Consider the following 26020-nt stretch of genomic DNA (forward strand, 5'->3'; position numbering starts at 1 on the left):
CCCTGCCCACCGAGCAGCTCGTCGATGCCGTGCTCAGCTGGGACCCGCGGTAGCTCTCGCCGCAGAATCTCCCTCCACGCTCCCTACAATCCCTGCAATCACCTTTCCTCCACACAGGGTGGTTATCCACAAATTCATCCACATCGGAGATAAAACTGGACCCGCGAGCCAGAACCTTCTAGAATAGAAGGAACAGCAGAAAATTCATTGTCGAATTCTGAACGACCAGGGAGGGGGCGTCGGCGCGATGACGATCATGACGCAGCCGCCCGCCGGCACGGAACCGCCCGAACCTGTGGTCCGCGCCCGCAAGCCCCTGGATCCCGACGACTTCGCCGCCCGTTCCTTCATGGAGCCGGGGTGTCTCGAGGCGCACCTGGCGCTGGAGCTGTTCACCGCCCAGCAGGCGGAAGCCCGCTCCTACGCAGAGCACCTCCGGAAGATGGCGATGCTCTGGGACGAGTCCAGCGACGACGGTGATCTGTACGCGATCCTCGTCGCCGACGCCCGCCGGATCACGGTGCATCAGGCCAGCACGCAGCTGCACGCCGCCTACACCGCGGTCATTGGCTTCCCGCACACCCTCGCCCGGCTCGAGGCCGGAGACCTCCCGGCCCACTGGTTCGAGCAGATGCTCCGGCGCGTACGCCGCCTCACGCCCGATCAGTGCCGGCAGGTCGATGACCGCATCTCCGACTGGGACCTCGCCAACATCCCCTCCGACCGGTTCACCCGTGAGCTGGGCAAGCTGATCGCCTGGTTCGGTGCGGCCGCGGTGCGTGAAACCCCTGCCCAGCAGCGCAACGTCGGGCTCGAGGTCAACCCTGACCACGACGGGACCGCCCGCCTCGCCATCACCGGACCGGTCCACGAGATCGTCGACCTCTCGCACCGCCTCGATGCCGCGGCCCGCGCCGTCCAGAACGACCAGCGCCATGCGGTCGACGAAGGCCGCCCCGCTCCGTTCGACATCGACGGGGACGTCTCCCGCGACGGCCACCACATGACCCTCGCGGCCCTGCGGTACGCGATCCTCACCCGCACCATGCTCGACACCGCAGGCGTCGAGGTGCCCGGCAGCAGGTTCCGGCTCCAGGTCATCGTCCCCGCCATGACACTGCTCGGCGAGTGCGACGCTCCCGGCACGATCGACGGCACGATCCCGCTGCCCGCCCCGATGGCCCGCCATCTCGCGGCCGACGAACCCACCTGGTACCGGATCCTCACCGACCCGGCCACTGGGGCCTACCTCCCACTCCCGCCCACGAGGTATTCCCCCACCCCCACGATGCAGGAGCACCTCCGCCTCCTTGACCCGGTCTGCGCCGTTCCCGGATGCACCAGAAATGTCTGCACCGTCGGGGAATCCGACCATATCGAAGAATATGATCACGCGAATCCCGAGAAGGGCGGTCAGACGTCTCTCGAGAATTTCCATCGATTGTGCTGGAAACACCATGAGATGAAGACGCGAGGGCTTCTCGATCCGGTTCGGGAACCCGATGGCAGCACCACGTGGCGCATCGGCGAGATCGAGCGCGTCACCGCACGGCAGAACCGGGACCTGCTCACCCCGGAGATCGCCGCCGCCCTCCAGTACTCGTGGGATGCCTACGAAGAGATGCTTGCGTGGGAAGACGCCCGCTGGCGGGGACTCCTCCAGGACGCCGAGTCACCAGCCCCAGCCCCAGCCCCAGACCCGTCCTGGGGCGCTGTTCAGCTGCCGACACCAGTCTCCGGATCCTTTCCGGACGCGTCCTCGGAACCAGCCGCACCCGCATCGTCAGCCGGAACCTCGGGCCCCACGCCGAGCCGGTCCCGACAGCCGGCCGTGGCTCCAGTCCCGGATCCGTCGTCGATCCCGCTCGCCGATGTCGTGCCGGTCAGGGTCCCGTACACGGATCCTGCAACGCACCCCGACCCTCCGTTCTGAGGGTCGGCGCAGGTCCCGCCTGCCCAAGCGCCACGGAGCCCCCTCGCCCTCAGTCAGTGGTTGCGCGGCACCCAGCCTTCGCCGCACTGCCCGCCGTTCTCGGCGGTCTCGATCCTCACCTCGTCACCCGCTGCATCGAGCAACGGCTGGTACATCGACGCCACCTCGCGACTGTCCTCGGGGATGTAGTGGAAGATCAGCGAACGCCGGAAGCGGTCGGCGCTGGTGTTGGGCTTGGAGCCGTGCACGAGGCTGCCGTGGAAGATCAGCATGTCGCCGGCCTTCATGTCCGTCTGCACGACGGACAGATGCTCCGGAATGCTCACGGTGATGGAGGTGAACGACTCGGTCGCGTCGGCCTCCTCCGGGCAGACGATCTCGTAGCGGTGCGTGCCGGGGACGACGCCCAGTGCGCCGTTCTCGGCGTCACAGTCGTCCACCGCGATCCAGGCCGCGATGCAGGTCTCGGGATGCGACTGCAGGAAGAGGTTGTCCTGATGCATCGCCTGGCCGCGGGCACCGGCCGGCTTGAAGTAGAACATCGACTGCGCCGCCCACACGGGGCCGACAGCCTCGACGACTCGACCCATCACGCGCTCCTCGAGCAGCCAGCGCCTCGCGAGCACGCCCGGAGCGTGGTCATCACGGTGCGGCTGGATCATCCGCGGGTAGGCGTGCAGCGGATCATCCTCGCCGGTCTCGTCGAACGCGCCGCCGGTGCCGTCGGTCTCGATGTGGGTGGTGAAGACGTCGCGGAGCTCGGCGATCTCCCCGGCGCTCAGCACCCCGCGCAGGTGCACCGCACCCCCGCCCTCGTACGCCGCCGCCAGCTGGTCCGGCGTCGCGCCGGCGGCGTCGAGGATCACGAGGTCCGACGCGCCGGCTGCTCCGGCGCCTGCCGCCGATACGGTTTCCTGGGCAGTGGATCCCCGAGTAGTGGTTCCCTGGGCAGTGGTTCCCTGAGTAGTGGTCATGGTGTCAGTCTGGTTCCCTGGACCACGACGGACCAGGTGATCGGAGGTCACGGACATGGACGATCCTGCTGTCGAGCGTCAGGTCGCGCCGGTCGAGGTGCCGCCACCGGAGACCGGCCGGGTGCTGGCCGGCGAGTTCCACCAGGATGCCGGGTATCACGTGCGCCGCACCCGGGGCACCGCGGACTGGCTGCTGCTGCACACCGTCGGCGGCGGCGGTCTCGTGCGCACCTCCGAGACCCACGTGCTGGCCACGGAGCCCGGCGAGGCCGTGCTGCTGCATCCCGGCACGCTGCACGACTACGGCACCGATCCTGCCGCCGGGCACTGGCACCTGCTGTACTGCCATGTCCACCCGCCCGCGACCTGGCTCGCGCTGCTGGACTGGCCCGAGGCGGTACCCGGTGGGTCCGCGTCCGGTGGGTCCGCGTCCGGGGGGTCCGCGTCCGGTATCGGCCATATCCGCCTCGGCGCGGAGGTGGCCGCGCGCGTGCAGCAGCAGCTGCGCGGGGCCGCCCGTGCCACGCGCCTCGCCGTCGGCCGCCCGGAGCTGTTCGCCCTCAACGCAATCGAGGCGGCCCTGCTCTGGTACGACACCCAGAACTCGCGGCAGCGCCAGCTCGACGAACGCGTGCTGAGAGTGCTCGAGCACCTCGATGCGCACCTCACCGAGGACCTCGACGTCGCACACCTCGCCGACGTCGCACACCTCTCCCCCTCCCGCCTCTCGCACCTGTTCACCGCGCAGGTGGGCACGCCGATCTCGCGGTACATCGAGGCACAGCGGATGGAGCTCGCCGCCCGTCTGCTGGAGATGACCGGCGAACCGGTCTCCGAGGTGGCCCGACGGGTGGGGTTCCGCGACGCTCTGTACTTCTCGCGCCGCTTCCGGGCTCTGCACGGCGCGAGCCCGTCGGCCCATCGCGCGCGGCACCGCTGAGCGCACGGGGTCGCACGCGCGAGGACGCATGAGAGGGGACAGCGAGCAGGCCTTGACCCTGTGGTGGGAACATGGTTTCTGATCGAGGCACGCCGTCGCGCACGCACGTCCCACCACGATCTCGGAGCCCGCCTATGAAACGCATGCTCGCCCCGTTCGGCCTGTTCGCCCTGTTCGCCCCGGTCCAGCTCCTCCGCACGCACCTCCGCCCCTACCTGCTCCTCAACGTCTTCGCCTACGGGCTGCTCCTGCTCGGCATGGCGCTGGGCCTGCTGTTCCCCGGCCTCAGAGCGGCGACCACCGGATCGATGGACGCCAGCGGCGACACCGACCTGGTGCTCTCGATCATCAGCAGGCCGTGGCTGTTCGCGGCCGTGATCTTCGCGGTGAACATCGGCAGGATCGCGCTCGCCTCGATCCTGCTGCCCTCCCTGCTCGTGCCCTTCTCCGGCATCGCGTTCTTCGCGTACTTCGCCCTGCGATCCGGCATCACCCTCGCGCCGGCCGACCACGTGACCGCGATGACCCTCATCCCGCACTCCCTCACCCTGCTCATCGAGTTCCAGGCGTACATCCTCCTGCTGCTCGGCGCCTATCTGCTCGGCAGGTCATGGCTGTGGCCGGCAACCGTCGAGGCCCGCAACCGGCGCCAGGGATATGCTCGCGGACTGCGACTCATCGGCCGTCTCGCCGTGCCCGCGCTCGTGCTGTTCGTCGTCGGCGCGATCTACGAGGCCTTCTCCCTCAGATACTTCGTGCCCCTCCTTGTGACGGGCTGACCCGTCTCCCCGCAACCGGAAGGATCGTCAGATGGCGTGGAGCACGCAGCAGCTCGCCAGGATCGCGAACACCACGGTGAACACGGTGCGGCACTACCACCGCATAGGACTGCTCCCCCACCCCGAGAGGTCCGGCAACGGCTACAAGCGCTACTGGATCCCCCATCTGGTGCGGCTGCTGCGGATCCGCCGCCTCCGCGAGCTGGGGATCCCGCTCACGCAGATCGCCGCGATGGACCACGACGATGCAGCCTCCCTCGACGAGCTGCGAACGCTCGACGCGGAACTCCGCTCGACGATCGAACGTCTGACGCGGGTGCGCGAGGATCTGGCCCTGCTCCTCGCCCACGACGCACCGGCGCAGACCCCGCCCGGCTTCGCGGAGATGGCCCAGGTGCTCTCCCCGACACAGCAGTCCCTGCTCGCGGTCTACGCGACGGTCTTCGACGAGCCGACTCTGGAGGCATTCCGGCGGGCGCTGTCGGAACAGGATCCGACCGACGACGAGTTCGACCGCCTCCCCTCGGACGCGACCGAAGCCGATGTCGCCGACCTCGCCCGACGCATGGCACCGGCAGCCCGACGGCAGCGGCGCGACCACCCCGAACTGGTCGATGCCGCCAAGCGCTCACCCCACGGGGAGGCCTCCGCCGGGCTCATCCTGGCGCATGCGGTGGTGGAGCTGTACAACCCGGCGCAGCTGCGCGTGCTGCAGTGCCTGGAGCAGATCCGCCAGGAGGACGCACCGGAAGATCGCCCCTGACGACGAAGGCCCCTCCGGCGCCGCCGCGGGGCGGGCTGGAGGGGCCTTCGAGGGTCCTGTTGGGTCCTGCGAAATGCTAGGGCCCTACGAGATGCTGGTGATCAGGCGTCGACGACGACGGCCATGACCGCGGGCTCGCGGCGGTAGGTGCGTCGCAGGTAGCCGCTGACGGCCTCCACGATGATCTCCTCGAGCTGACCGATGTCGTCGATCTTGTCGTCCTTGGCGCGCTTGAGCGCCTTGTCGACCTGGGTCGATGCGCCCTCGAAGGTCTTGTCGTCGTGCACGAAGCCCTTGGTGAGGAACTCCAGCGGCTCGGTCGGCTGGTTGGTCTTGGGGTCGATCAGCGCCACGACGGTGACGACGCCGCCGCCGCTGAGCAGACGGCGCTCGGCGAGGGTGTCCTCGGTGGCGGTGCCGATGGTCTGACCGTCGACGTAGACCAGCCCGGCCTCGACCTTGCCGGAGATCTTCGCGCGGCCGTCCACCAGGTCGACGGTGACGCCGTCCTGGCCCACGACGATGCGGTCCTCGGGGACGCCGGTGCGGCGTGCGAGCTCGGCGTTGGCGTGCAGGTGCTTGGACTCGCCGTGCACCGGCATGACGTTGCTGGGGCGCACGATGTTGTAGCAGTACACGAGCTCGCCGGCGCTGGCGTGGCCGGAGACGTGGACCTTGGCGTTGCCCTTGTGGACGATGTTCGCGCCGAGGTCGGTGAGCTTGTTGATGATCCCGTAGATCGCGTTCTCGTTGCCGGGGATCAGCGAGCTGGCCATCAGCACGGTGTCGCCCTCGCCGACGCGGATCTGGTGGTCGCCGTTGGCCATGCGCGCGAGCGCGGCCATCGGCTCGCCCTGCGAACCGGTGCAGATCAGCGTGATCTTGTGGTCCGGCATCGACTGGATCTTGCGGAAGTCGACCACGAGACCCTTGGGGATCGTCAGGTAGCCGAGGTCGCGGGCGATGCCCATGTTGCGCACCATGGAGCGGCCCACGAAGGCGACCTTGCGACCGTTGGCGTGCGCGGCGTTGAGCACCTGCTGGATGCGGTGCACGTGGCTGGCGAAGCTCGAGACGATGATCCGCCGCGGCGAGGTGGTGAACACCTGGTCGATCGCGGGGTTCAGATCGCGCTCGGACATCGTGAAGCCGGGGACCTCGGCGTTCGTGGAGTCGGTGAGGAAGAGGTCCACACCCTCCTCGCCCAGGCGTGCGAAGGCGCGCAGGTCGGTGATCCGGTCGTCCAGCGGGAACTGGTCCATCTTGAAGTCGCCGGTGTGCAGCACCATGCCCGCCTTGGTGCGGATCGCGACCGCGAGGGCGTCGGGGATGGAGTGGTTGACCGCGACGAACTCGAGATCGAACGCGCCCATCTTGCGGTGCTCCCCCGCCTCGACCTGGATGGTCTTGGGGGTGATGCGGTGCTCCTTGAGCTTGGCCGTGATGAAGGCCAGGGTCAGCTCGGAACCGATCAGGGGGATGTCGGCCCGCTCCTTGAGCAGGTACGGCACGCCGCCGATGTGGTCCTCGTGCCCGTGGGTGAGCACGATGGCCTCGATGTCGTCGAGGCGGTCACGGATGGACGTGAAGTCCGGCAGGATCACGTCGATGCCCGGCTGGTGCTCCTCGGGGAAGAGCACGCCGCAGTCGACGATGATCAGCTTGCCGCCGAACTCGAACACGGTCATGTTGCGTCCGACCTCGCCGAGACCGCCGAGCGGCGTGATGCGCAGGCCGTTCTTGGCCAGGCGCGGGGGCGCGGTGAGCTTGCGGTGGGCAGACGCTACGGAAGGGGCTGCGGAGGAGGGCATAGAAGCATCTCGATTCGTTGAAGGGTCAGGGTCTCAAGAGTCGGGTGACGCGCGCGTCGCAGAGCTCGCAGCAGCGTTCACAGCATTTACCGTACGGCAGTGAGGGCCATCTGGCCGACGACATTCCGTAAGGGGAGACAATCGCCATGGCCGCGCCCTGTCGGTTTCTTGGCAGCCGGCGCCCCAGCGCACAGCTCCGAAGCGGGTCGAGGAACGGGGTTCAGGCGGCGCGCAGGTGCGCCAGGAGCAGTCCGATGGGAATGCTGACCAGCGTCACGACCAGCACGGCCCGGTAGGTCCACAGCGCCCAGACCGGCCCGTTCCCGCCACGCCCCACGGTGCGGATCATGAGGGCGAGCGCGGCCACGAGCAGCAGACCGCCGCCGTCGACGATCAGGGGCGCTGTGAGCAGGGTTCCCGCGATCACGGCGAGGCAGCCCAGGTTCCAGGTGAGCACCTCGGCCACGAGGGTCCGGGCCGACGGGCCTCGCGGCGACAGCGCGTGCTGGGCGATCCCGAGTCCCGCCTGGAGCACCCCGCCCACGAGCACCTGGAAGGCCGCGGACCAGGAGCCGTGCTCCAGTCCCAGCGGACCGGTCACCGCGGCGACCAGGCCGCCGGTGATCACCCAGAGCAGCGCGAGCCCCCGGAACAGCAGGTCGTCGCGGAACAGCAGGTCGTCCCGGAAGCCGCCGGGAGCACGGAGATCACCAGTCATGGTCACCATCCTCCTGCGGCCGACGGGGCGGGTGGGGCCGACGGCCTGCACTGAGACGAACCAGGCACGCCGTCGCTCTATCGTTCCGCACCTCAGACGATCCGCACCTCAGGCGATCCCCGCCTCAGGCGATCCGCTCGACCAACGCGTCGAGCGAACGGTCCGCGCGGAACGCGTGCCCACCGTCGGTGACCACGAGCTCCGGCGGCACCGCCCCGTGCTCCTCCCACACGCCCGCGAGCCGCGCGAAGGAGGCCCGGGTCGCCGCGATCGGGAAGATGGGGTCCCGCTCCCCTGCCTCGAGGACCAGCGGACGCGGGGCGATCAGGGCGGCGATGTCCGCCATCTCGAGGTCGGGCAGGAGGCCCGGGACGATGTTGCAGGGGCAGTGGCGGATCGAGCACAGGCTCGCCTCGAAGGTGCAGAAGTAGGTCGCGACCAGTGCCGCCGAGACCGTCGGGTCCACAGCGGCGAGCAGCAGCGCCACGGCTCCGCCGCCGGATCCACCGGCCACGGCGACCCGGCCGGGGTCCACCCCCGGGACCTGGCGCAGCGCCTGCACGGCGGCGCGGGCGTCGGCCACCCGATGCCCCATGACCGGCTGCCCGTGCAGGAGGTGCCGGGCCGCGTCGATGCCGCAGGTGTTCTCGGCGGGCTCGTAGGCATCCGCGCCGTCGGCCTGCGCGAACCGCCGCCTGCCGAAGCTGACCATCTCCAGGCACAGCACCGTGAAGCCGGCCCGGACCAGCTTGTGGGCGAGACCGTCGTGGTACTCGTCGGCCGGATCCATGGCCACCAGATCGTCGATTCCCCGGCCGTGCCCGGCCACGAGCACCACGGCAGCGCCGGTCGCGACGTCAGGCTCCGGACGCAGCAGGAAGGCGGGGATCTCGTCGCCGTCGGCGGTGAGGACCTGCACGAGGACTGGTTCGGGCGCCGACGCCGCCCCCGTGGTCGAGGATCCGCTCGTCGGACCGACGAGGCTCGCGTCGCCAGACCCCTCGGCGAACTCGGCGTCGAGACCGAGCAGCGTGCGCAGCCGCTCGCGGAGCAGGTCAGAGCTCGTGGATCGGGTGACCATGCGTTCTCCTCGTCATCGGGATGCGGGCACCCGTCCCACGGACGGGCGCGCGGCAGGTCCTCACAGCAGGCAGGTCCTCACAGCGGGAAGGGTCACTCCCCCGCGACGGCCCGATCCAGCCGGGCGGAGATGTCGGCGAGCACGTCGTCGACGGGCTGCTCGGCCAGGGACTTCATGAAGGGCTCCACCTTCACGGGGCCCGTATAGCCGGCGGCGTGGACGGCGCCCATGAAGCCGGCGAGGTCTATGACCCCGGTGTCATAGGGCAGGCGGCGGTCGAGGTCCTGCTGCTCATCGCGCTCGCGGTCGGCGCGGGCGTCGTTGATGTCCACCGAGACGATGTCGGCGTCGGTGAGACCGGCCAGGTCCTCGGCGCTCTCCCCGGCGGTGTACCAGTGGTAGCTGTCCAGGATGATCCCGACATTGCTCGCGCCGGAATCCGCGATCAGCTCACGCGCCTCGCGCAGGGAGTGGATGAACGGGTAGCGCTCGGTGGACCAGAAGGTCTTCGGGCCGATGTACTCCAGGCCGATGCGCAGGCCGGCGTCGGCCAGCAGCTCGGCGACGAGGGCCAGGCGGCTCACGTGGAGGCGCCAGTTGCGCGGGTAGTCGAGGTCGTCGTGCATCGGCCGCATCCAGGTGCCCACGCGGGTCACGCCCGCCGCCCGGAGCAGCTCGAGGGACTCGGGGAGGTCGACGAGCGCGTCGCGGAACTCCGCAGCCGGGGCGTCCAGCGGGACGGGCAGGCCGGCCATCCCCCACTCGAGGCCCTTCTCCTGCACGGAGGCGGCGTGCTCGGCGACGGCGGCCGTGCCGCCCAGGGTGCGGAAGTAGCTGAGATCGGGGTCGGCGCCGCCGAAGCCGTGCTTCGCGGCGAGGTCGATCGAGGTGGGGTGGTCCAGGGGAAGGCCGAGAGCGCCGGCCGAGAGGTTCGAGAACATCCGGAAAGCCTATGCCCGAATCCTTCCCACGTGGTGATCCGGGGCACACTGTCCGCCAGGTGGGATTGGGCCGCCACCAGCACGGTCCGACCACCGGCGTCGGCCGCGTCCCGGTCGGGACGTCACCGGGCCGACGGGATCACGCCTGCGGCGGGGTCCACCGCGGGTCGCGGCCGAGGAAGGCGAACAGCTTCTCCTGCTCGGTGGCGTCGGCCGGAACCGGCTGCTGCTGCCCGAACTGGCCGGTGGGACGCAGGTACTCCTCCATCGCGCTCATCCCGGCGTAGGCGTCGTGGACCATGCCGGGGTCGAGGCGATCGTCCTGCCACGAGGAGCGGGCGAGGTCCCAGGTGTGGAAGAAGACGTCCCCGGTGAAGAACTCGTCGATCACCCCGGGCAGCGGCCGATCCGACCCCGTGTGCGGGTTCGAGTGGAGGTGCCGGTCAGCAGCGGGGTCCCCGAACAGGGCGTGGAGCTGGTTGTCGAGATGGGTCCACGCGCCGACGGGATCCCGATCGGCCGACGGACCCTCCTCGAAGCGGAACGTCGAGCCGCCATGGATCATCGCCGGCAGCCAGGTGACCAGGTGGTCCACGACGTCCCGGGCGCGCCACTCGGCGACAGGGGTGGGGGCGTCCCAGTCGGTGACGCCTTCGACGGTCGCGGTGAAGCCGGAGGCGATCGCGCGGTACTTCTCGGCGGGCGGCAGCTGGGTCAGGGAGGTGCTCATCGGGCACCCTCCGTGGTGACGGTGGTCGCCAGGAGCGCATCGAGCGCCGCATATCCCTCGTGAACCCCGACGTCCATGCCGCTGTCGAGCATCTGGTTGCGCCCCTCGAAGGAATCCATGAGCGACTGACTGTGCATCCGGGTCCACCCGTCGCCGAGGTCCTCGAAGCGCATGGTCTCCAGGGAGACACCCTCGGGCCAGCCGTCGAAGGTGAAGGTCTGGACGATGCGCTCCTCGGTGATCTCGTGGAAGCTGCCATGGAAGGAGAACCGCTCGTCCCCGCGGATGTTGGTGAAGGCCCAGGAGCCGCCGGTGCGAGCATCCCAGTGGTCGATGCGGGTGGAGAGGCTCTCCGGGCCGACCCACTGCGCGTACAGCTCGGGGTCGGTGTGGGCGCGGATCAACTGGGCCGGGGTGGCGTGGAAGTCCCGCGTGATGCGGATCAGGGGGACCTCGGGGTCGGCGGCGATGGTGGCGGTGGTCAGGTGCTCGGTGAGGTTCCGATGGTCGGTGGAAGTCATGGTGCGCGCTCCGGGGAGTCGGTGCTGCTCGGGTCATGGAGGACGGCGTCGAGGCGGGACAGTCGCGCCTCCGCGGCAGTGCGGTGGCGGTCGATCCACTGGGTCAGCTCCCCCAGCACCTCGGCGTCGAGGTGGACGGGGCGCCGCTGGGCGTCGCGCCGACGGGTGACGAGACCCGCCGATTCGAGGACCGCGATGTGCTTGCTCACGGCCTGCAGGGACATGTCATAGGGGGCGGCGAGCTCGCCGACGGCGGCGTCACCGAGGGTGAGGCGCGAGACGAGGTCCCGCCGCGTGGGATCAGCGAGGGCGGCGAAGGCCCTCGACAAGGTGTCGTCGTCCATCCCTCCCTTTCTCAACTGTTCGGTTGATAAAGGTGACGCTACGCCGCCGCGACACCATAGTCAACCACCTGGTTGACAAGCAGCTCCGAGGGGGCAGCGCCCCCACCGCACGACGGCCCCTCACCAGGCTGTGCTCAGAAAGGTTCCCTGTCAGGGGAACCTTTCTGAGCACGGCTGGTCCCGTGGCGGGCCGGGCGTTGAGCCCCAGGGCCCCGCGTCACTCCCCCAGCTGGAGCTCCACGGTCACGAAGGAGTGCGGGGGCAGGGTGATCTCGAGGCCGCGCTCGTGGTTACGGATGTCGGTCAGCGGTGCGGGGGCGACCGCGTCGGGCTGCTCGGGGGTGTTGTGCGCGGCAGAGGTGGCGCCGGTGAGCACGCGGGCGGTGTGCCCGGTGACGGTGCGTCCACGCAGGTCCAGCACGAGGGTGCGGGGCTGTGCGTGGTCCAGGTTGGACAGCGAGATCAGCGCGGTCGTCCCGGTGGTGGAGGCGGAGGCGGAGATCATCGGCAGGGCGCGGCCGTCGACCTCGGCGGGCTCCTCGGGAAGGAGCACGTGGGCGGCCAGGGCGCGGGCGTCCTGGTGGCCGGCGTTCATCGCGAACACGTGATAGGTGGGGGTGAGGACGAGGGCGCCGGTGTCGGGATCGGTGAGGATCATCGCCTGGAGCACGTTCACGGTCTGGGCGATGTTCGCCATGATCAGGCGGTCCGCGTGGCGGTGGAAGCCGTCGAAGTGGATCGAGGCGACGAGGGCGTCGCGCACGGTGTTCTGCTGGTACAGGAAGCCGGGGTTGGTGCCGGGCTCGACGTTCCACCAGGTGCCCCACTCGTCGAACACCAGGCCCACCTTCTTGTGGGGGTCGTAGTGGTCCATGACGGTCGCGTGGCGGGCCACGAGCTCCTCAGCGCGGGCGGCGCGGGAGAGGGTGCGGTACCACTCCTCCTCGGTGAACTCGGTGGCGCTGCCCTTGTCGCCCCAGGGGCCGGACATCGTGTAGTAGTGCATCGAGATGGCCTGGTAGGGGCCGGCCTTGCCCTCGCGCTTGTCCAGGTTCGTGGCGGCGCGCATGAGCGCCTCGGTCCAGGCGAAGTCGTCATCGCTGGCGCCTGCCGCGATGCGGGTGACCTCATTGCCGCCGTGGTCGCGCACGTAGGTGGAGTACTGGCGGGCCAGGGCCGCGTAGTCGTCGGCGCGCATGTTGCCGCCGCAGCCCCAGGCCTCGTTGCCGATGCCGAAGTAGGGCACCTTCCACGGCTCGTCCCGGCCGTTCTCCCGGCGCAGGGACGCCATCGGGGAGTCGTCGGCGCGGGTGAGGTACTCGATCCACTCGCTCATCTCGGCAACCGTGCCGGAGCCGACGTTGCCGTTGACGTACGCCTCGGTGCCGAGCAGTTCCACGAGGTCCATGAACTCGTGGGTGCCGAACGAGTTGTCCTCGACGATGTCGCCCCAGTGGGAGTTCACCATCCGGGGCCGCTGCTCGCGGGGGCCGATGCCGTCCTTCCAGTGGTAGTCGTCCGCGAAGCAGCCGCCGGGCCAGCGCAGGTTGGGGATCTGAAGGGCGCGCAGCGCGGCGACGACGTCGTCGCGGATGCCACGGGTGTTGGGGACCTCGGAGTCCTCGCCCACGTAGAAGCCCTCGTAGATGCAGCGGCCGAGGTGCTCGGCGAAGTGGCCGTAGAGGTGGCGGCTGATGGTGGATCCGGGCAGGTCGAGGTCGACGACCACGCGGGCCGGGCCGTCCGTCGGCGTGCTCGACGGACCGGCGGATCCGGCGGATCCGGTGGCGCCGGTGGCCTGGGATCCGGTGGCGGTCGGACTCAGCGCCGAGACCAGTCCGGGGGTGAGAGTGCGGGCGCGGGCGGTCATGGGTTCTCCTCGGGGAGCGTCGGGCGGAAGGACGGGTGCGGCGAGAGTGCGAGGCAGGCGGGCCGGGCCCGACCCACTCCTGCGGGAGGAGCAGATCGGGACCGGTCGACAGGGTCAGGCGGCAGGATCAGGCGGCAGGGTCAGGCGGCAGGGTCAGGCGGCAGGATCAGGCGGCAGGATCAGGCGGCAGGATCAGGCTGCCGGGCGGGCCAGGCGCACCAGGGTCCAGGAGATCGCGGGCAGGTCGCCGACGAGGCGGCCTCCCTCGAGGCGCACCGAGTCGTTGGCCGCCGGGACCACGGTCTCGGGCGCGGCCTGGGTGTTCGTGGCGTAGGGGTCCTCATGGTGCAGGGTGAGGGCCTCGACGACCTCGAGGTCGCCGAAGGAGGCGAGGTCCGCATCCAGGGCGAGAGGGGTATCGGCCCCGCGGTTCACGACGAACACTGCGAGCGTGCCGGCGTCGTCGTCCCAGGTGGCGACGGCGTCCGCCGCAGAGCTCGAGCCGAAGCGCTGGTTCTCGAAGCTCGGGGCGTCCAGGCGCACGTCGAGCACCTCGCCCACCGCGTAGCGGGAGGTGAGCGCGAAGGGATGGAAGGTGGTCTGCTTCCAGGCGGACCCGCCGGGCTCGGTCATGATCGGGGCGATCACGTTGACGAGCTGGGCGAGCGAGGCGGAGGCGACGCGGTCGCTGTGGCGCAGCAGCGAGATCAGCAGGTTGCCGAACACGACCGCGTCCATCGCGCTGTAGGTGTCCTCCAGGAGCACGGGGGCGACGGGCCAGTCGTCACCGCTGGGCGGGCGGGACTCGGCGCGGTGCTGGTACCAGATGTTCCACTCGTCGAAGCTGATCATGATGCGCTTGTCGCGCTTGAGCTTCGCGCGCACGTGATCGGCGGTGGCCACGACGGAGTCGATGAAGTGGTCCATGTCGTCGGCCGAAGCGAGGAAGGAGGCCCGGTCGCCGTCCTTCTCGGAGTAGTAGACGTGGGCGGAGACCATGTCGACCTGGTCGTACGCCTCGGTGAGGACCGTGTTCTCCCAGGCGCCGAAGGTGGGCATCTGGGAGTTGGAGGAGCCGCACACGATGAGCTCGAGGTCCGGATCCTCCTGACGCATGAGGCGGGCGGTCTCGGTCGCCAGACGGGCGTACTCCTCGGCCGTCTTGTGACCGGCCTGCCAGGGGCCGTCCATCTCGTTGCCCAGGCACCACATCGAGATGCCGTAGGGCTCGGGATGCCCGTTGGCGGCGCGCTGGTCCGAGAGGGCGATGCCCTGCGGGGCGTTCGCGTACTGGAGCACGTCCAGCGCCTCCTCCATCCCGCGGGTGCCGAGGTTCACGGCGTACATCGGCTCGACGCCGGCCTTCTTCGCCCAGGTCATGAACTCGTCCAGACCCACGGTGTTGGGGTCGCTCGAGTGCCAGGCCAGGTCGTGGCGCACGGGGCGGTCCTCGACCGGGCCGACGCCGTCCTCCCACTTGTAGCCGGAGACGAAGTTGCCGCCCGGGTAGCGCACGGAGCTCACGCCGAGCTCGCGGGTGAGCTCGAGGACGTCGGTGCGGAAGCCGTCCTCGTCGGCCGTCGGATGGCCCGGCTCGTGGATGCCCGTGTAGACGCAGCGGCCGAGGTGCTCGACGAACGCGCCGAAGGTGCGGCGGCGCACGGGGGCGACGCGGAAGGAGGGGTTCAGAGTGAGGGTGACGTGCGAAGACATCGGTGTCGGCGTCCTTCTCGAAGGTAGGGGAACCGGTCCGTGCGCAGCTGTGCGACGGAAAGTTCTACAACGTTGCAATAACCTTTCCATACCCGTGTGACCACGTCAACGGGTCTCCGGGATCCGGTCGGCGCACCCTGTCCGGCCGCTCGCCGCGCCAGGTCGTCCGCGCGCCTGTCCTCAGGTGCGAGAATCGACCCCATGCCCCTGCACCCCGCTTCCGGCCGCAAGCGCCCTCCGGCGCTGCGCGACGTCGCCGAGCTCGCGGGCGTCTCGATCAAGACCGTCTCCAACGTGGTCAACGACTACCCGCACGTGAAGGACTCGACCCGCGAGACGGTGCGCGAAGCGATCCTGCAGGTCGGCTACCGCCCGCAGGCCGCGGCGCAGCAGCTGCGCACCGGGGCCTCGAAGATGATCACGCTCGCGGTGCCGGCCCTGACCTTCTCCTACTTCTCCGACCTCGCCCAGCAGTTCATCGACGAGGCGCAGCGGCGCGGCCAGACCGTCGTCCTGCATTCGACGTCGGGCGGCCGGGAGGCCGAGCGCACCGTGCTCGAGGGGTTCAACCGCGTGGTCGGCGACGGCGTGATCTTCAATCCTCTGCTGATCGAGGAGGAGGTGTTCGCCCGGATGGAGCAGACCACGCAGCCCACCGTCTTCATCGGCGAGCACCTGCCCGAGAAGCTCCCCCACGGCAGCGACTACGTACGGATCGACAACGTCGCCGCAGCCTTCGACGCCACGACCCACCTGCTCGAGACGGGTCGGCGGCGCATCGCGTTCCTCGGTGCGATCGCCACCAAGCACGGCCTGCAGCCGCACAGCTCCGGCTCCCTGCGCCGGGACGGCTACCTCGCCGCCCTGCGGGAGCACAAGGTCGAGCCGGATCCCAGCCTCGTGCAGGCGGTGGACGACTGGCATCGCCACGACGGGTTCGCCGGCGCGCAGGACCTGATGGCCCGGCACCCGGACCTCGACGGGATCGTCTGCGGCAACGACGACCTCGCGATCGGGGTCCTCGCCCACCTGCGCCGACTGGGCCGTCGCGTCCCGGAGGACATCGCCGTGATCGGCTACGACGACACGCCCGACGCCCCGTTCGCCTCGCCCCCGCTGTCCACGATCTCCCCGGACAAGCACGCCCTCGCCGCCACCGCGCTGGATCTGCTGACCGAGCGCATCCAAGGGTTCGACGGGCCGCCCCGGATCGTCGACACCCCGTATTCGCTGGTGATCCGTGATTCCACGGAGCCTGCAGCCGGCGGCCACACTCCGACCACCCCCTCATCCACCCTTCCTGACGCCACTGACGCGCACGACCGCGAGGAGCTCCCCTGGTGACCATCCCGACCCCGTACGAGGACCTGCTGCGCGAGGTCATGGAGACCGGCAACGCCAAGAGCGACCGCACCGGCACCGGCACCCGCAGCCTCTTCGGCAAGCAGATCCGCTTCGACCTGACCCAGGGCTTCCCGCTGATCACCACGAAGCGCGTGCACACCCGCTCGATCATCCTCGAGCTGCTGTGGTTCCTGCGCGGGGACACCAACGCGCGCTGGCTGCAGGAGCACGGCGTGAGCATCTGGGACGAATGGGCCGACGAGAACGGCGACCTCGGCCCGATCTACGGCGCGCAGTGGCGCTCCTGGCCCACGGCGGACGGCGGCGTGATCGACCAGATCAGCGACGTCGTCGAGCAGATCCGCACGAACCCAAACTCGCGCCGCCTGATCGTCTCGGCCTGGAACCCGGCCGACATTCCGAAGATGGCGCTGGCCCCCTGCCACGCGCTGTTCCAGTTCGAGGTGCACGACGGGAAGCTCTCCTGCCAGCTGTACCAGCGCAGCGCCGACCTGTTCCTCGGCGTGCCGTTCAACATCGCCAGCTACGCGCTGCTGACGCACATGATCGCCCAGCAGACCGACCTCGAGGTGGGCGACTTCGTGTGGACCGGCGGCGACTGCCACATCTACGACAACCACGTCGAACAGGTGACCCGGCAGCTCTCCCGCGAGCCGTTCCCGTACCCCACGCTCAAGATCGCGCGCCGACCCGAGTCGATCCTCGACTACGAGCTCGAGGACTTCGAGATCGAGGGATACCAGCACCACAAGGGCATCAAGGCCCCGGTGGCGGTGTGAGCGCGGCGAACTCCCCGGCAGGTGGCGGCGCGAGCAGTGAGCACTCCCCCCGTATCGGACTGATCTGGGCGCAGGCCCGCGACCGCGTGATCGGCGCCGCCGGCACGATGCCCTGGCACCTGAGCGAGGACCTCAAGCACTTCTCGCGCACCACGAAGGGCTCGCCCGTGGTGATGGGCCGACGCACCTGGCAGTCGTTCCCGCCGAAGTTCCGGCCCCTGCCGGGGCGCACCAACATCGTCATCACCCGCGACGATGCCTTCGCCGACGAGGGCGCTGTGCGTGCTCGTGACCTGGGGGATGCGCTGCGCATCGCGCAGGAGACGGTGGCGACGACCTCGCCCGAGGCCGGCGCAGCCACCGCGCCGGCGTCCGCGACCGACGGACCGTCCGACGCCGACTCCCGCCCGGTGATCTGGGTGATCGGCGGCGGCTCCGTGTACCGCGAAGCGATCGAGGACGCCGACCTGCTGGTGGTCACCGAGATCGACCTCGAGGTCGACGGGGACACCACGGCGCCAGCGGTGCCGGATCGCCTCGGCACGCCGGTGGCCGACCCGGAGAACGGGTGGCACGAGGCGAAGAACGGTCTGCGCTACCGCATCCTCACCTACCGCCGCTGATCGCCGGCCGTCCCTCCGAGGCACAACCCGTCGGCTCACGGAGCCCGTCGGCTCAGCCAGCCCGTCGGCTCACGGAGCCCGGCGGCTCACGACCAGGGACGGCGGTTCCGTACCCACCTCGAGCTCCCGCAGATGCAGGTAGCGGCCGGTGCGCTCCTCGTCCCAGGCGTGGAAGGCGATCACGTCCTGGCCGTCGGGACCGATCGTGCATGAGTTGTGCCCGGGCCCGATGAACTCCTCGTCGCTCGCCAGCAGCACGTCCTCCCCCGGCGCCGGCACGGTCCAGGGACCCTCGGGCGACGTCGCCCAGGCCCAGGCCGTGCGATAGCCGGGCCCCTGCCAGGAACCTCCTGACCAGGTCATCAGCAGCACACCATCGCGGACCACCACGTGCGGGCCCTCGAGGGTGTGCCAGTCGAAGCGTCGGCCGTACATCTCTCGGTCGCGGGCGAAGATCTGCCAGTCCGCGTACGGCGCGAGCACGCTCACCGTCTCCCCGAGCGAGGTCGGGGAGAGCAGCGGCGCGGCCGCGAGATGGGTGCCCGGCCGTTCGTGGTCGAGCACGTCGCGGGCGAAGAACAGCCACCAGCTGCCGTCGGGGAGCCGGCACGGGGAGGCGTCGATCGCGAACAGCTCGTCCGGGGTGAGGACCACGCCCTGGTCGAGGAACGGGCCCTCGGGACGCTCGGCCCGGGCGACCCGGATCAGGTGCCCCCGATCGCCATGGCCCACCGAGTAGTACATCCACCAGATGCCGTCGCGCACGCAGACCTCGGGAGCCCAGTAGGAGTCCCCCGCCTGCGGGTCGAGCGCCTGCAGGACGTTGCCGACCCCGCGCCACTCGCGCAGGTCCGACGAGACCGCGGCCGGGACAGCACGACCGCCATGCACCGGACCGGTCCCGTAGGCGATCCACCCGTCGGCCGTGCGCACCACGGCGGGGTCCGCGAGCGGCGTCGACCAGGCGGGCTCGGCCCGGGGAGCACGGACCGAACCGTCCTCGACGGGCCGGTCGCCGGCGTCCCCACCTGCCCCGCTCATCCCTTCAGTCCCGTCGCCGCGATGCCCGCGACCAGGTAGCGCTGGAGCACGAAGAACACCAGCAGCACCGGGATCAGGCTGACGGTGGCGGCCATGAACAGGCCGCCGTAGTCGAAGGTCTGCGCGGTGAGGAAGGAGGACAGATATATCTGCACCGTCATCGCATTCTGCCCGTCGCCCGCCACGACCAGCGGCCACAGGAAGGCGTTCCACGAGCCGATCAGCCCCAGCACCGTGAGCGCCGAGGCGAACGGCAGCGTATTGGGGAAGACGATCCGGAAGAAGGTGCGGAAGAACCCGGCACCGTCGATATAGGCGGCCTCCTCGATCTCCCGTGGGAAGTTCACATAGAACTGCCGGAACAGGAACACGTTGAAGGCGCTGAACAGTCCCGGCACGATCAGGCCCTGCAGGGTGCCGATCCAGCCGAGCGAGGCGACGATGATGAAGTTCGGGACGAACGCCGTGGTCGCCGGCACCAGCAGCACCACGATGACCAGTATGAACATCGGTTTCGCGGCTCGGTGCGGGATCCGCACCAGGGCGTACCCGGCCAGCGCCGCGATGAGGATGGACAGCGACGTCGAGACGATCGCCATGATCGCGGAGTTCATCAGCGCGTCGAGATACCGCGGATCCGCGAAGAGCTCCGGGATGCGCTGCCATTGCGGATCGCTCGGCCAGAACACGAAGTCCTGCGAATAGATCTCGTCGTTGGTGGACAGCGCCGTCTTGATCATCGCGTAGAACGGCACGAGGAACACCAGGGCCAGCACGGACGCCACCGTGTAGCGCAGCACGAGTCCGACGCTGCTGCGGTTCTGGCCCACGATGTTGAGCTGTGCGGTCATCGCCGCGCCTCCTTCTCCGGCGTCTGCGTGGTCTCCGTCGTCTCCGCGGCGTCGACGGGCCGACGGCGGCGCCCGCGCAGGAACCCGAACCGGCGCCGGGTGGTGTCGTCGTTGGACCCGAAGCCGACCAGCCAGGTCTGCAGGAGCCCGGCGAGGACCATGATCGCGGTGAGCACGAGCGCGCCCGCGGAGCCGCGGCCGAAGTCCTGCTGCGGACCGAGCGCGATGTTGTACAGGTACACCAGCGGGGGTCGGGTCTCGGGATTGTTGCCCGTGAGGTTGTAGAACTCGTCGAACGCCTGGAAGGACGCGATGAGCAGGAGCAGCAGCACCGCGGCCGACGTGGTGCGCAGCTGCGGCAGGGTGATCAGGCGGAACATCGAGAAGCCACCGGGATTCAGCCCGTCGACCGACGCCGCCTCGTACATCTGGGTGGGGATCGCCTGCAGGCCCGCGAGGAACAGCAGCATGTAGAAGCCGACCTGCAGCCACAGCCGCACGGAGACCAGCACGATCCACCAGTACGGCGAGGCGGACAGCCATGACGCGATCGAGTCGAGCCCGACCACGCCCAGCAGCTGATTCACGATCCCGGACTCGAGACCGTTGAACAGCGACAGCCTCCACACCACGCAGGCGACGACATAGCTGCATGCCGTGGGCAGGAAGAACACCGAGCGGAAGAAGGTCTGAAACCTCGGCAGGCCGTTGACTAGCACGGCGAGCGCGAGGGAGACCGCCATCGTGACCGGCACGATGAACACTGCGAACACGAGGAAGGTGCGCAGGGACTGCAGGAACGCGGTGTCGACGAGGAAGCCGCGGAAGTTGTCCAGGCCGATGAACTTCGTGGGCAGCACGGTGCCGCGGGCCTCGAAGAGGCTCAGCGTCCCACCCCAGATCAGCGGCAGGATCGTGAACACGCACAGCCCGACCAGGAACGGGGTGAAGAAGAGCCAGAAGGCGAGTCCGTTCCCCTTGATCCGGGTGGGGCCGGTGCGGGTCGGGGGCGCGGCCGTGGCGTCGGCCCGCGTGGCGGACGGGGCGCTCACGACCCGATCGCCCGGTTGCTGGCCTCCTCGGCCTTCGCCAGCTCCTCGGCCGGGTCGGCACCGTTCTTGAGGATGTTGCTGATCGCGTCGTCGCGCGGAGTGCCGATGTCCCCGGTGTACTCCGGCGGGCCGGTGACCCCCATGTCCTTGGCCATGGTCGCGATCTCCAGGCCGTTGCCCTCCTTGAGCGCCTCCGCCTGATCGGCGACCGCGGTGATCGGCGGGATGTGGAACCCGTAGCTGAGCGCCCAGTCCGTCTGATGATCGGTCTGGTCCACCCACAGCCACTTGGCGAACGCCTTGGCCGCATCGGTCTTCTCGCTGTTGCCGGCGACCTGCTCGTTCCAGGAGCCCATGAAGGCGACCTGGCGGCCGTCCGAGCCGACGGCCGGATGCGGGAACACGCCGATGTCGTCGAGTGCGCCCTCGAGGGCCGGGAGCGCCCAGCAGCCGCCCCAGGTGATCGCGGCGAGGCCCGCGGCGAAGGCCGCCGGATCCGCCCAGTCCGAGGGGGCACCGGTGAGGAGCACGTCGTCCTTGATCATCTGCTGGATCGATCCGAGTCCCTCGGCGTAGCCGGGGGTGTTGTAGCCGACCGCGTCCTTCGCCTCGTTCATCGGGGATCCGCCTGCGGCCCAGACCATCGCCCACGAGCTGGCGTCGTAGTTGTTGCCCAGGAACAGGCCCTTCTGGTCCGGCGTGGTCAGCTCGGTGGCCGCGGCGACCAGGTCGTCGAAGGTTGTCGGCGGCTCGATGCCCGCCTTCTCGAACATGCTCTTGCGGTAGTAGAAGTGCTGCGGGTCCAGGATCATGGGGATGCCCCAGATCTTGCCGTCGATCGTGACCGGGCCGAGCGACGCCTCGTTGAACTGGTCCTTGACCGGCTCCATGATGTCGGTCAGGTCGGTGTACCGCCCCTGCTTCGCCTGGTCCACAGCGATCCCGTTGTTCTCGAACACGTCGGCGCCGCCGCCCGAGAGCAGCGCGGTCGAGAGCCGGGCGGCATAGTCGCCGGTCACCCAGTTCACCTTCACGGTCGCGTCCTCGTAGCCCGCGGCGTACTTCGTCGCGGCGTCCTGCGTGCCGTCCTCGCCGTACTGGTGGTACCACTGCGAGAGCGTCTCTCCGCCGCCTCCTCCTCCGCCACCACCGGTCAGACCGCCGGTGTTGCCGCCGCAGGCCGCGAGGCCGGCGCCGGCGAGCGCCATCCCGCCGAGACCGAGAGCATTGCGTCGCGTGAACCGATTCCGAGTAGGCATAGCCGTCTCCTTTGAGGCACCGAGGCGTCGCATCGTTGCGACACTGCTCGGAGTCTAACGTGAGAATAGGTGGCTCCGGTCACATCTGCGCAACGGTTCCGGAGGCAGGTTCTCGACCTCCCCGACGCGGTGCGCACACAGAACGCCTGCCACCCGGCGGGCGCTCGGCTCGGGAAAGAGCTCGGACGCGCCGGATGGCAGACGTCCGATGGTCGCGTGGGACGCGAGGCGCGGGACCGGTCGGGCTGACCGGTCCCGTCAGAGCCGCCTCTCAGGTGCCGGCAATGCCGGTGGTGGCGACACCCTTGATGATCTGGCGCTGGAAGAACATGAACACCACGATCAACGGCAGCGCGGCGAGCACGGCCTGGGCCATGTTCTGCGCGTACTGGATGCCGTAGGCGCTGATCACGGTCTGAAGACCGGTGGGCAGCGTCATCAAGCTGGCGTCGTTGACCACGATGAATGGCCACAGGAAGTTGTTCCATGCGCCGATGAACACGAAGATCGCGACAGCGCCCAGGATCGGGCGGGACAGCGGCAGCACGATGGACCAGAAGATCCGCAGCCGGCTCGCGCCGTCCATGAGCGCGGCCTCCTCGAGCTCGAAGGGGATCTGGTCGAAGAACTTCTTGAGGATGAACACCATGGGTGCCGCGACGACCTGCGGCAGGATGATCCCCCAGTAGGTGTCCACCAGGTTCAGGTTCAGCATCAGGTGGAACAGCGGGACGATGAGGATCTGGCCAGGGATCATAATCGAGGCGACGATCAGGGTGATGATCATCTGCCGACCGGCGAACTTCAGCCGCGACAGGGCATAGCCGGCGAGCGTCGAGATCGCCACGGTGATCACCGTGACCAGCGCCGAGGTGAGCAGGCTGTTCCATGCCCATCGCGGCACCAGACCCTCGGTGAGCACATTGAGGTAGGCCTTCAGCGTGAACCCGCTGTCGGGAATGATCGAGACCGGCATGGCGGCCGCCTCGGCTTCCGTCTTGAAGGAGGTCAGCACCGCCCAGAGCACCGGGATGAGCCAGGCCAGAGCGAGGACGGCGAGGATCACGAAGGCGAGGATCCGGGCAGGGGTGGGCCCGCGACGGCGACGCCCGGCCGTGCTGAGTGCCGGAGACTCCGAGATCGGGACCGCCGGGCTCAGGGTGGCGGTGGGGGTCGCGGCGCTCATGCCTTCACGCTCCGTCGGGACGAGATCACCATGTAGGCGATCGAGACGATGATGATCAGGAAGAAGAAGATGTAGGAGATCGCCGAGGCATAGCCCAGGCGGTAGCCGGTGAATCCGACCTCGTAGATGTACAGCAGCACCGGACGGGTCTCCCCTCCGGGCCCGCCGCCGGTCATCTGATAGATCTGATCGAAGACCTTCAGCGAGGCCAGCATCTGCAGGACAAGGACCAGCACGGTCGTGGGCAGGAGCTGCGGCAGGGTGATCGAGCGGAACTTCCGCCAGGCGCCGGCCCCGTCGAGCGAGGCGGCCTCGTAGAGCTGATCGGGAATGTTCTGGAGGGCAGCGAGGTAGAGCAGGAAGTTGAAGCCGATGGTCCACCACACGGTCGTGACGACCACGGCGATCATGGCCGTGCTCGGGTCCTGCAACCAGGCTGGCCCAGCGATCCCGAACCAGCCGAGGAAGGTGTTGATCAGCCCCAGCTGCGGGTTGTACATCCAGTTCCAGAACTGCGAGACCACGGTCGAGGCGAGCAGGAACGGCATGAAGAACGAGAGCCGCCAGAACCACTGACCCGGCAGCCCGATGTTGACCAGCACCGCGAGCAGCATCGCGACCACCACCAGCGGGACCGTCGAGAGGACGGTGAACCACGCGGTGTTGGCCAGCGAGGTCCAGACCTGCGGGTCCCCGAGGGCTTCTTTCCAGTTCGCCAGGCCCACGAACTCCGTGTTCGTGCCGGCGAGGCTCGTTCCGGTGAAGCTCATCCACAGGCCGTAGATCGTGGGCCAGATGAGGAATATCCCGAACGCGAGGAGGAACGGCGCGCAGTACAGCCAGCCGCGCAGGTTGTCCGAGCGGCGGCGACGGGCCCGGCCGACGGCGAGGCTGTCGCCCTGCAGAGCGCCCTGTGGAGGGGCGGAGAGAGCTTCGGCGGTGGTCATCGGTCGTCTCCTTCGACGGACGGACATGTCTGCACGACTGAGATGGAGCGCGAACGGCGCGCCGGGGAGGGGAGGGACGAGGTGGCCACCGGGGTCGTGCGGAACCCGGGAGGCAGCGTCTCGAGATATCGCACGGCGATCACATCGGGGTCGGCTTGAGCAGCAGGGCGTTGATCCGGGCGACGAAAGCGTTCCAGCCGTCGAGCGGATCGGTGCGCCGCGCCCAGACGTTCTGCATGTCATTGCCGAAATAGGTGTGGAAGTCGCTGCCGGATCCGCTGAACCAGGCCGGCGGGTCATAGACGAGGTGGTCGACTGCATCGGCATAGTGCGACTGCGGGACGAGGTCGGCATAGGCCGGATCCTCGATCACCGGGGAGTAGGCGGGAATGTGTCCAGCGCCCGCCCACGTGATCGAGTTCTTCAGGAGGTAGGCGACGACTCCATGCACGTTGCGGCGCCGTTCCGGATCCGGGTTCATCTGGTGGGGCAGCACGAAGGAGTGCGAGTCGGCGTAGGCGACCGGCTCCCCGAAGACGCCCGGGATCATGGTCATGTCGAAGGGGACTCCTTGGTTGCGGTAGTTCCCCGATTCCCAGACACCGCCGTAGAAGGCCCCGGAACCACCGGTGGCGAACTCGGAGATCGCGGTGCCTCCGTCGTGCCCGGGGTTGCCGACCTCGCCGTCGATGAGCGAGAGGATCCACTCCGCGGCCTCGATGACCAGTTCCTCCTGGTACACCATCTTCTTGCCCACCGGCAGCTCGATCGTGCCGCCGAGCTGGGCGTAGTAGGTGGAGAACATGCGCCACTGGTTGGAGCCGTCCCCCAGGTACCCGAAGGAGAGCCCATAGCCGCTGGGAGCCTTGGCCCCGAGCTCGAGCGCCATCGCCCGGAAATCCTCGGGGTTGTCGGTGGGCATCAGGAGTCCATCACTGCCCAGCACACCCGCCGCGTCGGCGATCTCGGTGTTGTAGTAGAGGACGAACGGGTGGGAATCCAGGGCGATGTCGGTGAGCTTGCCCTCCACGACCATCTTGTCCCAGATCAGCTCCGGGAAGTCCTCCTGGCGGACGCCGAACTCCCCGAGCAGGTCGATGTCCCATTCATCGAGCAGACCCCCGGGCGCGTAGCCGGGCACGCGCGCCGCGTGCATCACGGCGAGGTCAGGGGCTCGGCCGCCGGCCGAGGCCATCGCGAGCTTCGTGTAGTACGGGGCGCCCCAGGCGAGCACGGTCTGCTTGACGGAGGCCGACCCCTCGGTGGCCATGTAACCGTCGAGCATCTCGCCCATTGTCACTCCGTCCGGCCCGGAGAGCAGGTGCCAGAAGGCGATGTCATCGGCCGCCCTCGCCGCGGTGCCGGCGCAGCCGGACAGCGCACCCAGCCCGCCGAGAGCGCCCAGGGTGCCGGCACCCTGCATCAGGGCGCGACGGCCGACGGCGGGGCCGCTGTCGCGAGCACGCCCGGGAAGACCTCCGGGGGAAGTCGGCCGGGGCCCTGCGGCGCCGGCGCGAGAAGAACCAAGCATCATTCCATCCACCTCTTCGTGGTGGGGCGCGGCCGCCGCGGCAGATGCCGTGCGCGGCCGTCAACCCGACAGTCTTCGTACGCTGGTTTCGAATTTACATCGTTGCAAAGCGGCCGTCAACACTCCGCGCAGAAGTGCTTCTTGTGGGGCCCACCGGCCGATTCGCTCCATCCGGGCAGGTCAGCGCTCATCACGAAAGGGTCGGACTTCAGAAGCACAGTTCGTCATCGCTCAAGGCGGACAGAACGGCGCCCCGTCATCGCGCGCA

24 protein-coding genes are annotated in these 26020 nt (G+C 69.2%); 7 read left to right on the top strand and 17 right to left on the bottom strand.

Going from position 1 to position 26020, the window contains the following annotated elements; translation table 11 throughout:
- Nucleotides 1-256: 256 nt before the first annotated feature.
- A complete protein-coding gene (locus tag ACT3UL_RS17570; RefSeq protein WP_444579644.1) occupies nt 257-1933 on the top strand; it encodes a DUF222 domain-containing protein in 1677 nt (558 codons plus the stop codon).
- A 53-nt stretch (nt 1934-1986) separates the two neighbouring features.
- On the opposite strand, the gene ACT3UL_RS17575 is transcribed toward ACT3UL_RS17570, so the two are convergent.
- Nucleotides 1987-2907 carry a phytanoyl-CoA dioxygenase family protein gene (locus ACT3UL_RS17575; RefSeq protein WP_444579645.1) on the bottom strand — a complete coding sequence of 307 codons (921 nt, stop codon included), beginning with the start codon at nt 2905-2907 and terminating at the stop codon, nt 1987-1989.
- Nucleotides 2908-2962: 55 nt separating this feature from the next.
- On the opposite strand from ACT3UL_RS17575, the gene ACT3UL_RS17580 reads away from it, so the two are divergent.
- The 3 genes from ACT3UL_RS17580 (at nt 2963) to ACT3UL_RS17590 (ending at nt 5389) form a co-directional block, all read left to right on the top strand.
- Nucleotides 2963-3847: a helix-turn-helix domain-containing protein gene (locus ACT3UL_RS17580; protein WP_444579646.1), complete on the top strand. Its 885-nt coding sequence runs from the start codon at nt 2963-2965 to the stop codon at nt 3845-3847.
- Nucleotides 3848-3981: 134 nt separating this feature from the next.
- Nucleotides 3982-4626: a hypothetical protein gene (locus ACT3UL_RS17585; RefSeq protein WP_444579647.1), complete on the top strand. Its 645-nt coding sequence runs from the start codon at nt 3982-3984 to the stop codon at nt 4624-4626.
- 31 nt (nt 4627-4657) lie between these two features.
- Nucleotides 4658-5389, top strand: coding sequence for a MerR family transcriptional regulator (locus ACT3UL_RS17590; RefSeq protein ID WP_444579648.1), 732 nt, complete (start codon nt 4658-4660; stop codon nt 5387-5389).
- 101 nt (nt 5390-5490) lie between these two features.
- Here the strand turns inward: ACT3UL_RS17590 and ACT3UL_RS17595 are convergent, their stop codons facing one another.
- From ACT3UL_RS17595 to arfA, 9 genes are all read right to left on the bottom strand, one after another.
- Complete coding sequence (locus ACT3UL_RS17595; protein ID WP_444579649.1) at nt 5491-7200, bottom strand: ribonuclease J; 1710 nt, start codon at nt 7198-7200, stop codon at nt 5491-5493.
- A gap of 220 nt (nt 7201-7420) precedes the next feature.
- Nucleotides 7421-7918 carry a hypothetical protein gene (locus tag ACT3UL_RS17600; RefSeq protein WP_444579650.1) on the bottom strand — a complete coding sequence of 166 codons (498 nt, stop codon included), beginning with the start codon at nt 7916-7918 and terminating at the stop codon, nt 7421-7423.
- A 124-nt stretch (nt 7919-8042) separates the two neighbouring features.
- On the bottom strand, nt 8043-8999 hold the full coding sequence (locus tag ACT3UL_RS17605) for a dienelactone hydrolase family protein (RefSeq protein ID WP_444579651.1): 957 nt from the start codon (nt 8997-8999) through the stop codon (nt 8043-8045).
- A 92-nt stretch (nt 9000-9091) separates the two neighbouring features.
- Nucleotides 9092-9940 (bottom strand): sugar phosphate isomerase/epimerase family protein, encoded by an 849-nt coding sequence (locus tag ACT3UL_RS17610; RefSeq protein WP_444579652.1) that lies wholly within the window; start codon nt 9938-9940, stop codon nt 9092-9094.
- Between the two features lie 139 nt (nt 9941-10079).
- Complete coding sequence (locus ACT3UL_RS17615; protein ID WP_444579653.1) at nt 10080-10670, bottom strand: TIGR03086 family protein; 591 nt, start codon at nt 10668-10670, stop codon at nt 10080-10082.
- Nucleotides 10667-11191 carry an SRPBCC domain-containing protein gene (locus ACT3UL_RS17620; RefSeq protein ID WP_444579654.1) on the bottom strand — a complete coding sequence of 175 codons (525 nt, stop codon included), beginning with the start codon at nt 11189-11191 and terminating at the stop codon, nt 10667-10669. Before ACT3UL_RS17620 ends, ACT3UL_RS17615 begins: the two co-directional genes overlap by 4 nt.
- Entirely contained in the window at nt 11188-11535 is a 348-nt protein-coding gene (locus ACT3UL_RS17625; protein ID WP_444579655.1) for an ArsR/SmtB family transcription factor, read from the bottom strand. Before ACT3UL_RS17625 ends, ACT3UL_RS17620 begins: the two co-directional genes overlap by 4 nt.
- Nucleotides 11536-11752: 217 nt before the next feature.
- On the bottom strand, nt 11753-13405 hold the full coding sequence (locus tag ACT3UL_RS17630) for an alpha-N-arabinofuranosidase (RefSeq protein WP_444579656.1): 1653 nt from the start codon (nt 13403-13405) through the stop codon (nt 11753-11755).
- A gap of 192 nt (nt 13406-13597) precedes the next feature.
- Nucleotides 13598-15118, bottom strand: coding sequence for an arabinosylfuranosidase ArfA (gene arfA, locus ACT3UL_RS17635; protein ID WP_444579657.1), 1521 nt, complete (start codon nt 15116-15118; stop codon nt 13598-13600).
- A gap of 201 nt (nt 15119-15319) precedes the next feature.
- Here arfA and ACT3UL_RS17640 point away from each other — a divergent pair, with 201 nt between their 5' ends.
- From ACT3UL_RS17640 to ACT3UL_RS17650, 3 genes are read left to right on the top strand one after another with little or no spacing between them, the layout of a single operon-like run.
- Entirely contained in the window at nt 15320-16462 is a 1143-nt protein-coding gene (locus ACT3UL_RS17640) for a LacI family DNA-binding transcriptional regulator (protein WP_444579658.1), read from the top strand.
- On the top strand, nt 16459-17262 hold the full coding sequence (locus ACT3UL_RS17645; protein WP_444579659.1) for a thymidylate synthase: 804 nt from the start codon (nt 16459-16461) through the stop codon (nt 17260-17262). The genes ACT3UL_RS17640 and ACT3UL_RS17645 overlap by 4 nt, the downstream gene beginning before the upstream one ends.
- Nucleotides 17259-17885, top strand: a complete 627-nt coding sequence (locus ACT3UL_RS17650; protein ID WP_444579660.1) for a dihydrofolate reductase — start codon at nt 17259-17261, stop codon at nt 17883-17885. Before ACT3UL_RS17645 ends, ACT3UL_RS17650 begins: the two co-directional genes overlap by 4 nt.
- A gap of 69 nt (nt 17886-17954) precedes the next feature.
- Here the strand turns inward: ACT3UL_RS17650 and ACT3UL_RS17655 are convergent, their stop codons facing one another.
- From ACT3UL_RS17655 to ACT3UL_RS17685, 7 genes are all read right to left on the bottom strand, one after another.
- Nucleotides 17955-18926, bottom strand: a complete 972-nt coding sequence (locus tag ACT3UL_RS17655; protein WP_444579661.1) for a glycoside hydrolase family 43 protein — start codon at nt 18924-18926, stop codon at nt 17955-17957.
- Entirely contained in the window at nt 18923-19777 is an 855-nt protein-coding gene (locus tag ACT3UL_RS17660) for a carbohydrate ABC transporter permease (RefSeq protein WP_443352027.1), read from the bottom strand. Before ACT3UL_RS17660 ends, ACT3UL_RS17655 begins: the two co-directional genes overlap by 4 nt.
- Complete coding sequence (locus tag ACT3UL_RS17665) at nt 19774-20829, bottom strand: carbohydrate ABC transporter permease (RefSeq protein ID WP_444579662.1); 1056 nt, start codon at nt 20827-20829, stop codon at nt 19774-19776. The genes ACT3UL_RS17660 and ACT3UL_RS17665 overlap by 4 nt, the downstream gene beginning before the upstream one ends.
- Nucleotides 20826-22088, bottom strand: coding sequence for an ABC transporter substrate-binding protein (locus ACT3UL_RS17670; RefSeq protein WP_444579663.1), 1263 nt, complete (start codon nt 22086-22088; stop codon nt 20826-20828). The genes ACT3UL_RS17665 and ACT3UL_RS17670 overlap by 4 nt, the downstream gene beginning before the upstream one ends.
- Before the next feature lie 271 nt (nt 22089-22359).
- A complete protein-coding gene (locus ACT3UL_RS17675) occupies nt 22360-23274 on the bottom strand; it encodes a carbohydrate ABC transporter permease (protein WP_444579664.1) in 915 nt (304 codons plus the stop codon).
- Nucleotides 23271-24221 (bottom strand): carbohydrate ABC transporter permease, encoded by a 951-nt coding sequence (locus ACT3UL_RS17680; RefSeq protein WP_443352161.1) that lies wholly within the window; start codon nt 24219-24221, stop codon nt 23271-23273. Before ACT3UL_RS17680 ends, ACT3UL_RS17675 begins: the two co-directional genes overlap by 4 nt.
- A 139-nt stretch (nt 24222-24360) precedes the next feature.
- Nucleotides 24361-25644, bottom strand: a complete 1284-nt coding sequence (locus tag ACT3UL_RS17685; RefSeq protein ID WP_441464515.1) for an extracellular solute-binding protein — start codon at nt 25642-25644, stop codon at nt 24361-24363.
- Nucleotides 25645-26020: the final 376 nt, after the last annotated feature.

The organism is Brachybacterium sp. 107, from assembly GCF_052379725.1.
Lineage (GTDB): Bacteria > Actinomycetota > Actinomycetes > Actinomycetales > Dermabacteraceae > Brachybacterium.

Excerpts from the sequence above, each read along its gene's own strand:
- ACT3UL_RS17570 (WP_444579644.1), top strand. The coding sequence starts at position 257 with ATGACGCAGCCGCCCGCCGGCACGGAACCGCCCGAACCTGTGGTCCGC.
- ACT3UL_RS17575 (WP_444579645.1), bottom strand. The coding sequence starts at position 2,907 with ATGACCACTACTCAGGGAACCACTGCCCAGGGAACCACTACTCGGGGA.
- ACT3UL_RS17580 (WP_444579646.1), top strand. The coding sequence starts at position 2,963 with ATGGACGATCCTGCTGTCGAGCGTCAGGTCGCGCCGGTCGAGGTGCCG.
- ACT3UL_RS17585 (WP_444579647.1), top strand. The coding sequence starts at position 3,982 with ATGAAACGCATGCTCGCCCCGTTCGGCCTGTTCGCCCTGTTCGCCCCG.
- ACT3UL_RS17590 (WP_444579648.1), top strand. The coding sequence starts at position 4,658 with ATGGCGTGGAGCACGCAGCAGCTCGCCAGGATCGCGAACACCACGGTG.
- ACT3UL_RS17595 (WP_444579649.1), bottom strand. The coding sequence starts at position 7,200 with ATGCCCTCCTCCGCAGCCCCTTCCGTAGCGTCTGCCCACCGCAAGCTC.
- ACT3UL_RS17600 (WP_444579650.1), bottom strand. The coding sequence starts at position 7,918 with ATGACTGGTGATCTCCGTGCTCCCGGCGGCTTCCGGGACGACCTGCTG.
- ACT3UL_RS17605 (WP_444579651.1), bottom strand. The coding sequence starts at position 8,999 with ATGGTCACCCGATCCACGAGCTCTGACCTGCTCCGCGAGCGGCTGCGC.
- ACT3UL_RS17610 (WP_444579652.1), bottom strand. The coding sequence starts at position 9,940 with ATGTTCTCGAACCTCTCGGCCGGCGCTCTCGGCCTTCCCCTGGACCAC.
- ACT3UL_RS17615 (WP_444579653.1), bottom strand. The coding sequence starts at position 10,670 with ATGAGCACCTCCCTGACCCAGCTGCCGCCCGCCGAGAAGTACCGCGCG.
- ACT3UL_RS17620 (WP_444579654.1), bottom strand. The coding sequence starts at position 11,191 with ATGACTTCCACCGACCATCGGAACCTCACCGAGCACCTGACCACCGCC.
- ACT3UL_RS17625 (WP_444579655.1), bottom strand. The coding sequence starts at position 11,535 with ATGGACGACGACACCTTGTCGAGGGCCTTCGCCGCCCTCGCTGATCCC.
- ACT3UL_RS17630 (WP_444579656.1), bottom strand. The coding sequence starts at position 13,405 with ATGACCGCCCGCGCCCGCACTCTCACCCCCGGACTGGTCTCGGCGCTG.
- arfA (WP_444579657.1), bottom strand. The coding sequence starts at position 15,118 with ATGTCTTCGCACGTCACCCTCACTCTGAACCCCTCCTTCCGCGTCGCC.
- ACT3UL_RS17640 (WP_444579658.1), top strand. The coding sequence starts at position 15,320 with ATGCCCCTGCACCCCGCTTCCGGCCGCAAGCGCCCTCCGGCGCTGCGC.
- ACT3UL_RS17655 (WP_444579661.1), bottom strand. The coding sequence starts at position 18,926 with ATGAGCGGGGCAGGTGGGGACGCCGGCGACCGGCCCGTCGAGGACGGT.
- ACT3UL_RS17660 (WP_443352027.1), bottom strand. The coding sequence starts at position 19,777 with ATGACCGCACAGCTCAACATCGTGGGCCAGAACCGCAGCAGCGTCGGA.
- ACT3UL_RS17670 (WP_444579663.1), bottom strand. The coding sequence starts at position 22,088 with ATGCCTACTCGGAATCGGTTCACGCGACGCAATGCTCTCGGTCTCGGC.
- ACT3UL_RS17675 (WP_444579664.1), bottom strand. The coding sequence starts at position 23,274 with ATGAGCGCCGCGACCCCCACCGCCACCCTGAGCCCGGCGGTCCCGATC.
- ACT3UL_RS17680 (WP_443352161.1), bottom strand. The coding sequence starts at position 24,221 with ATGACCACCGCCGAAGCTCTCTCCGCCCCTCCACAGGGCGCTCTGCAG.
- ACT3UL_RS17685 (WP_441464515.1), bottom strand. The coding sequence starts at position 25,644 with ATGCAGGGTGCCGGCACCCTGGGCGCTCTCGGCGGGCTGGGTGCGCTG.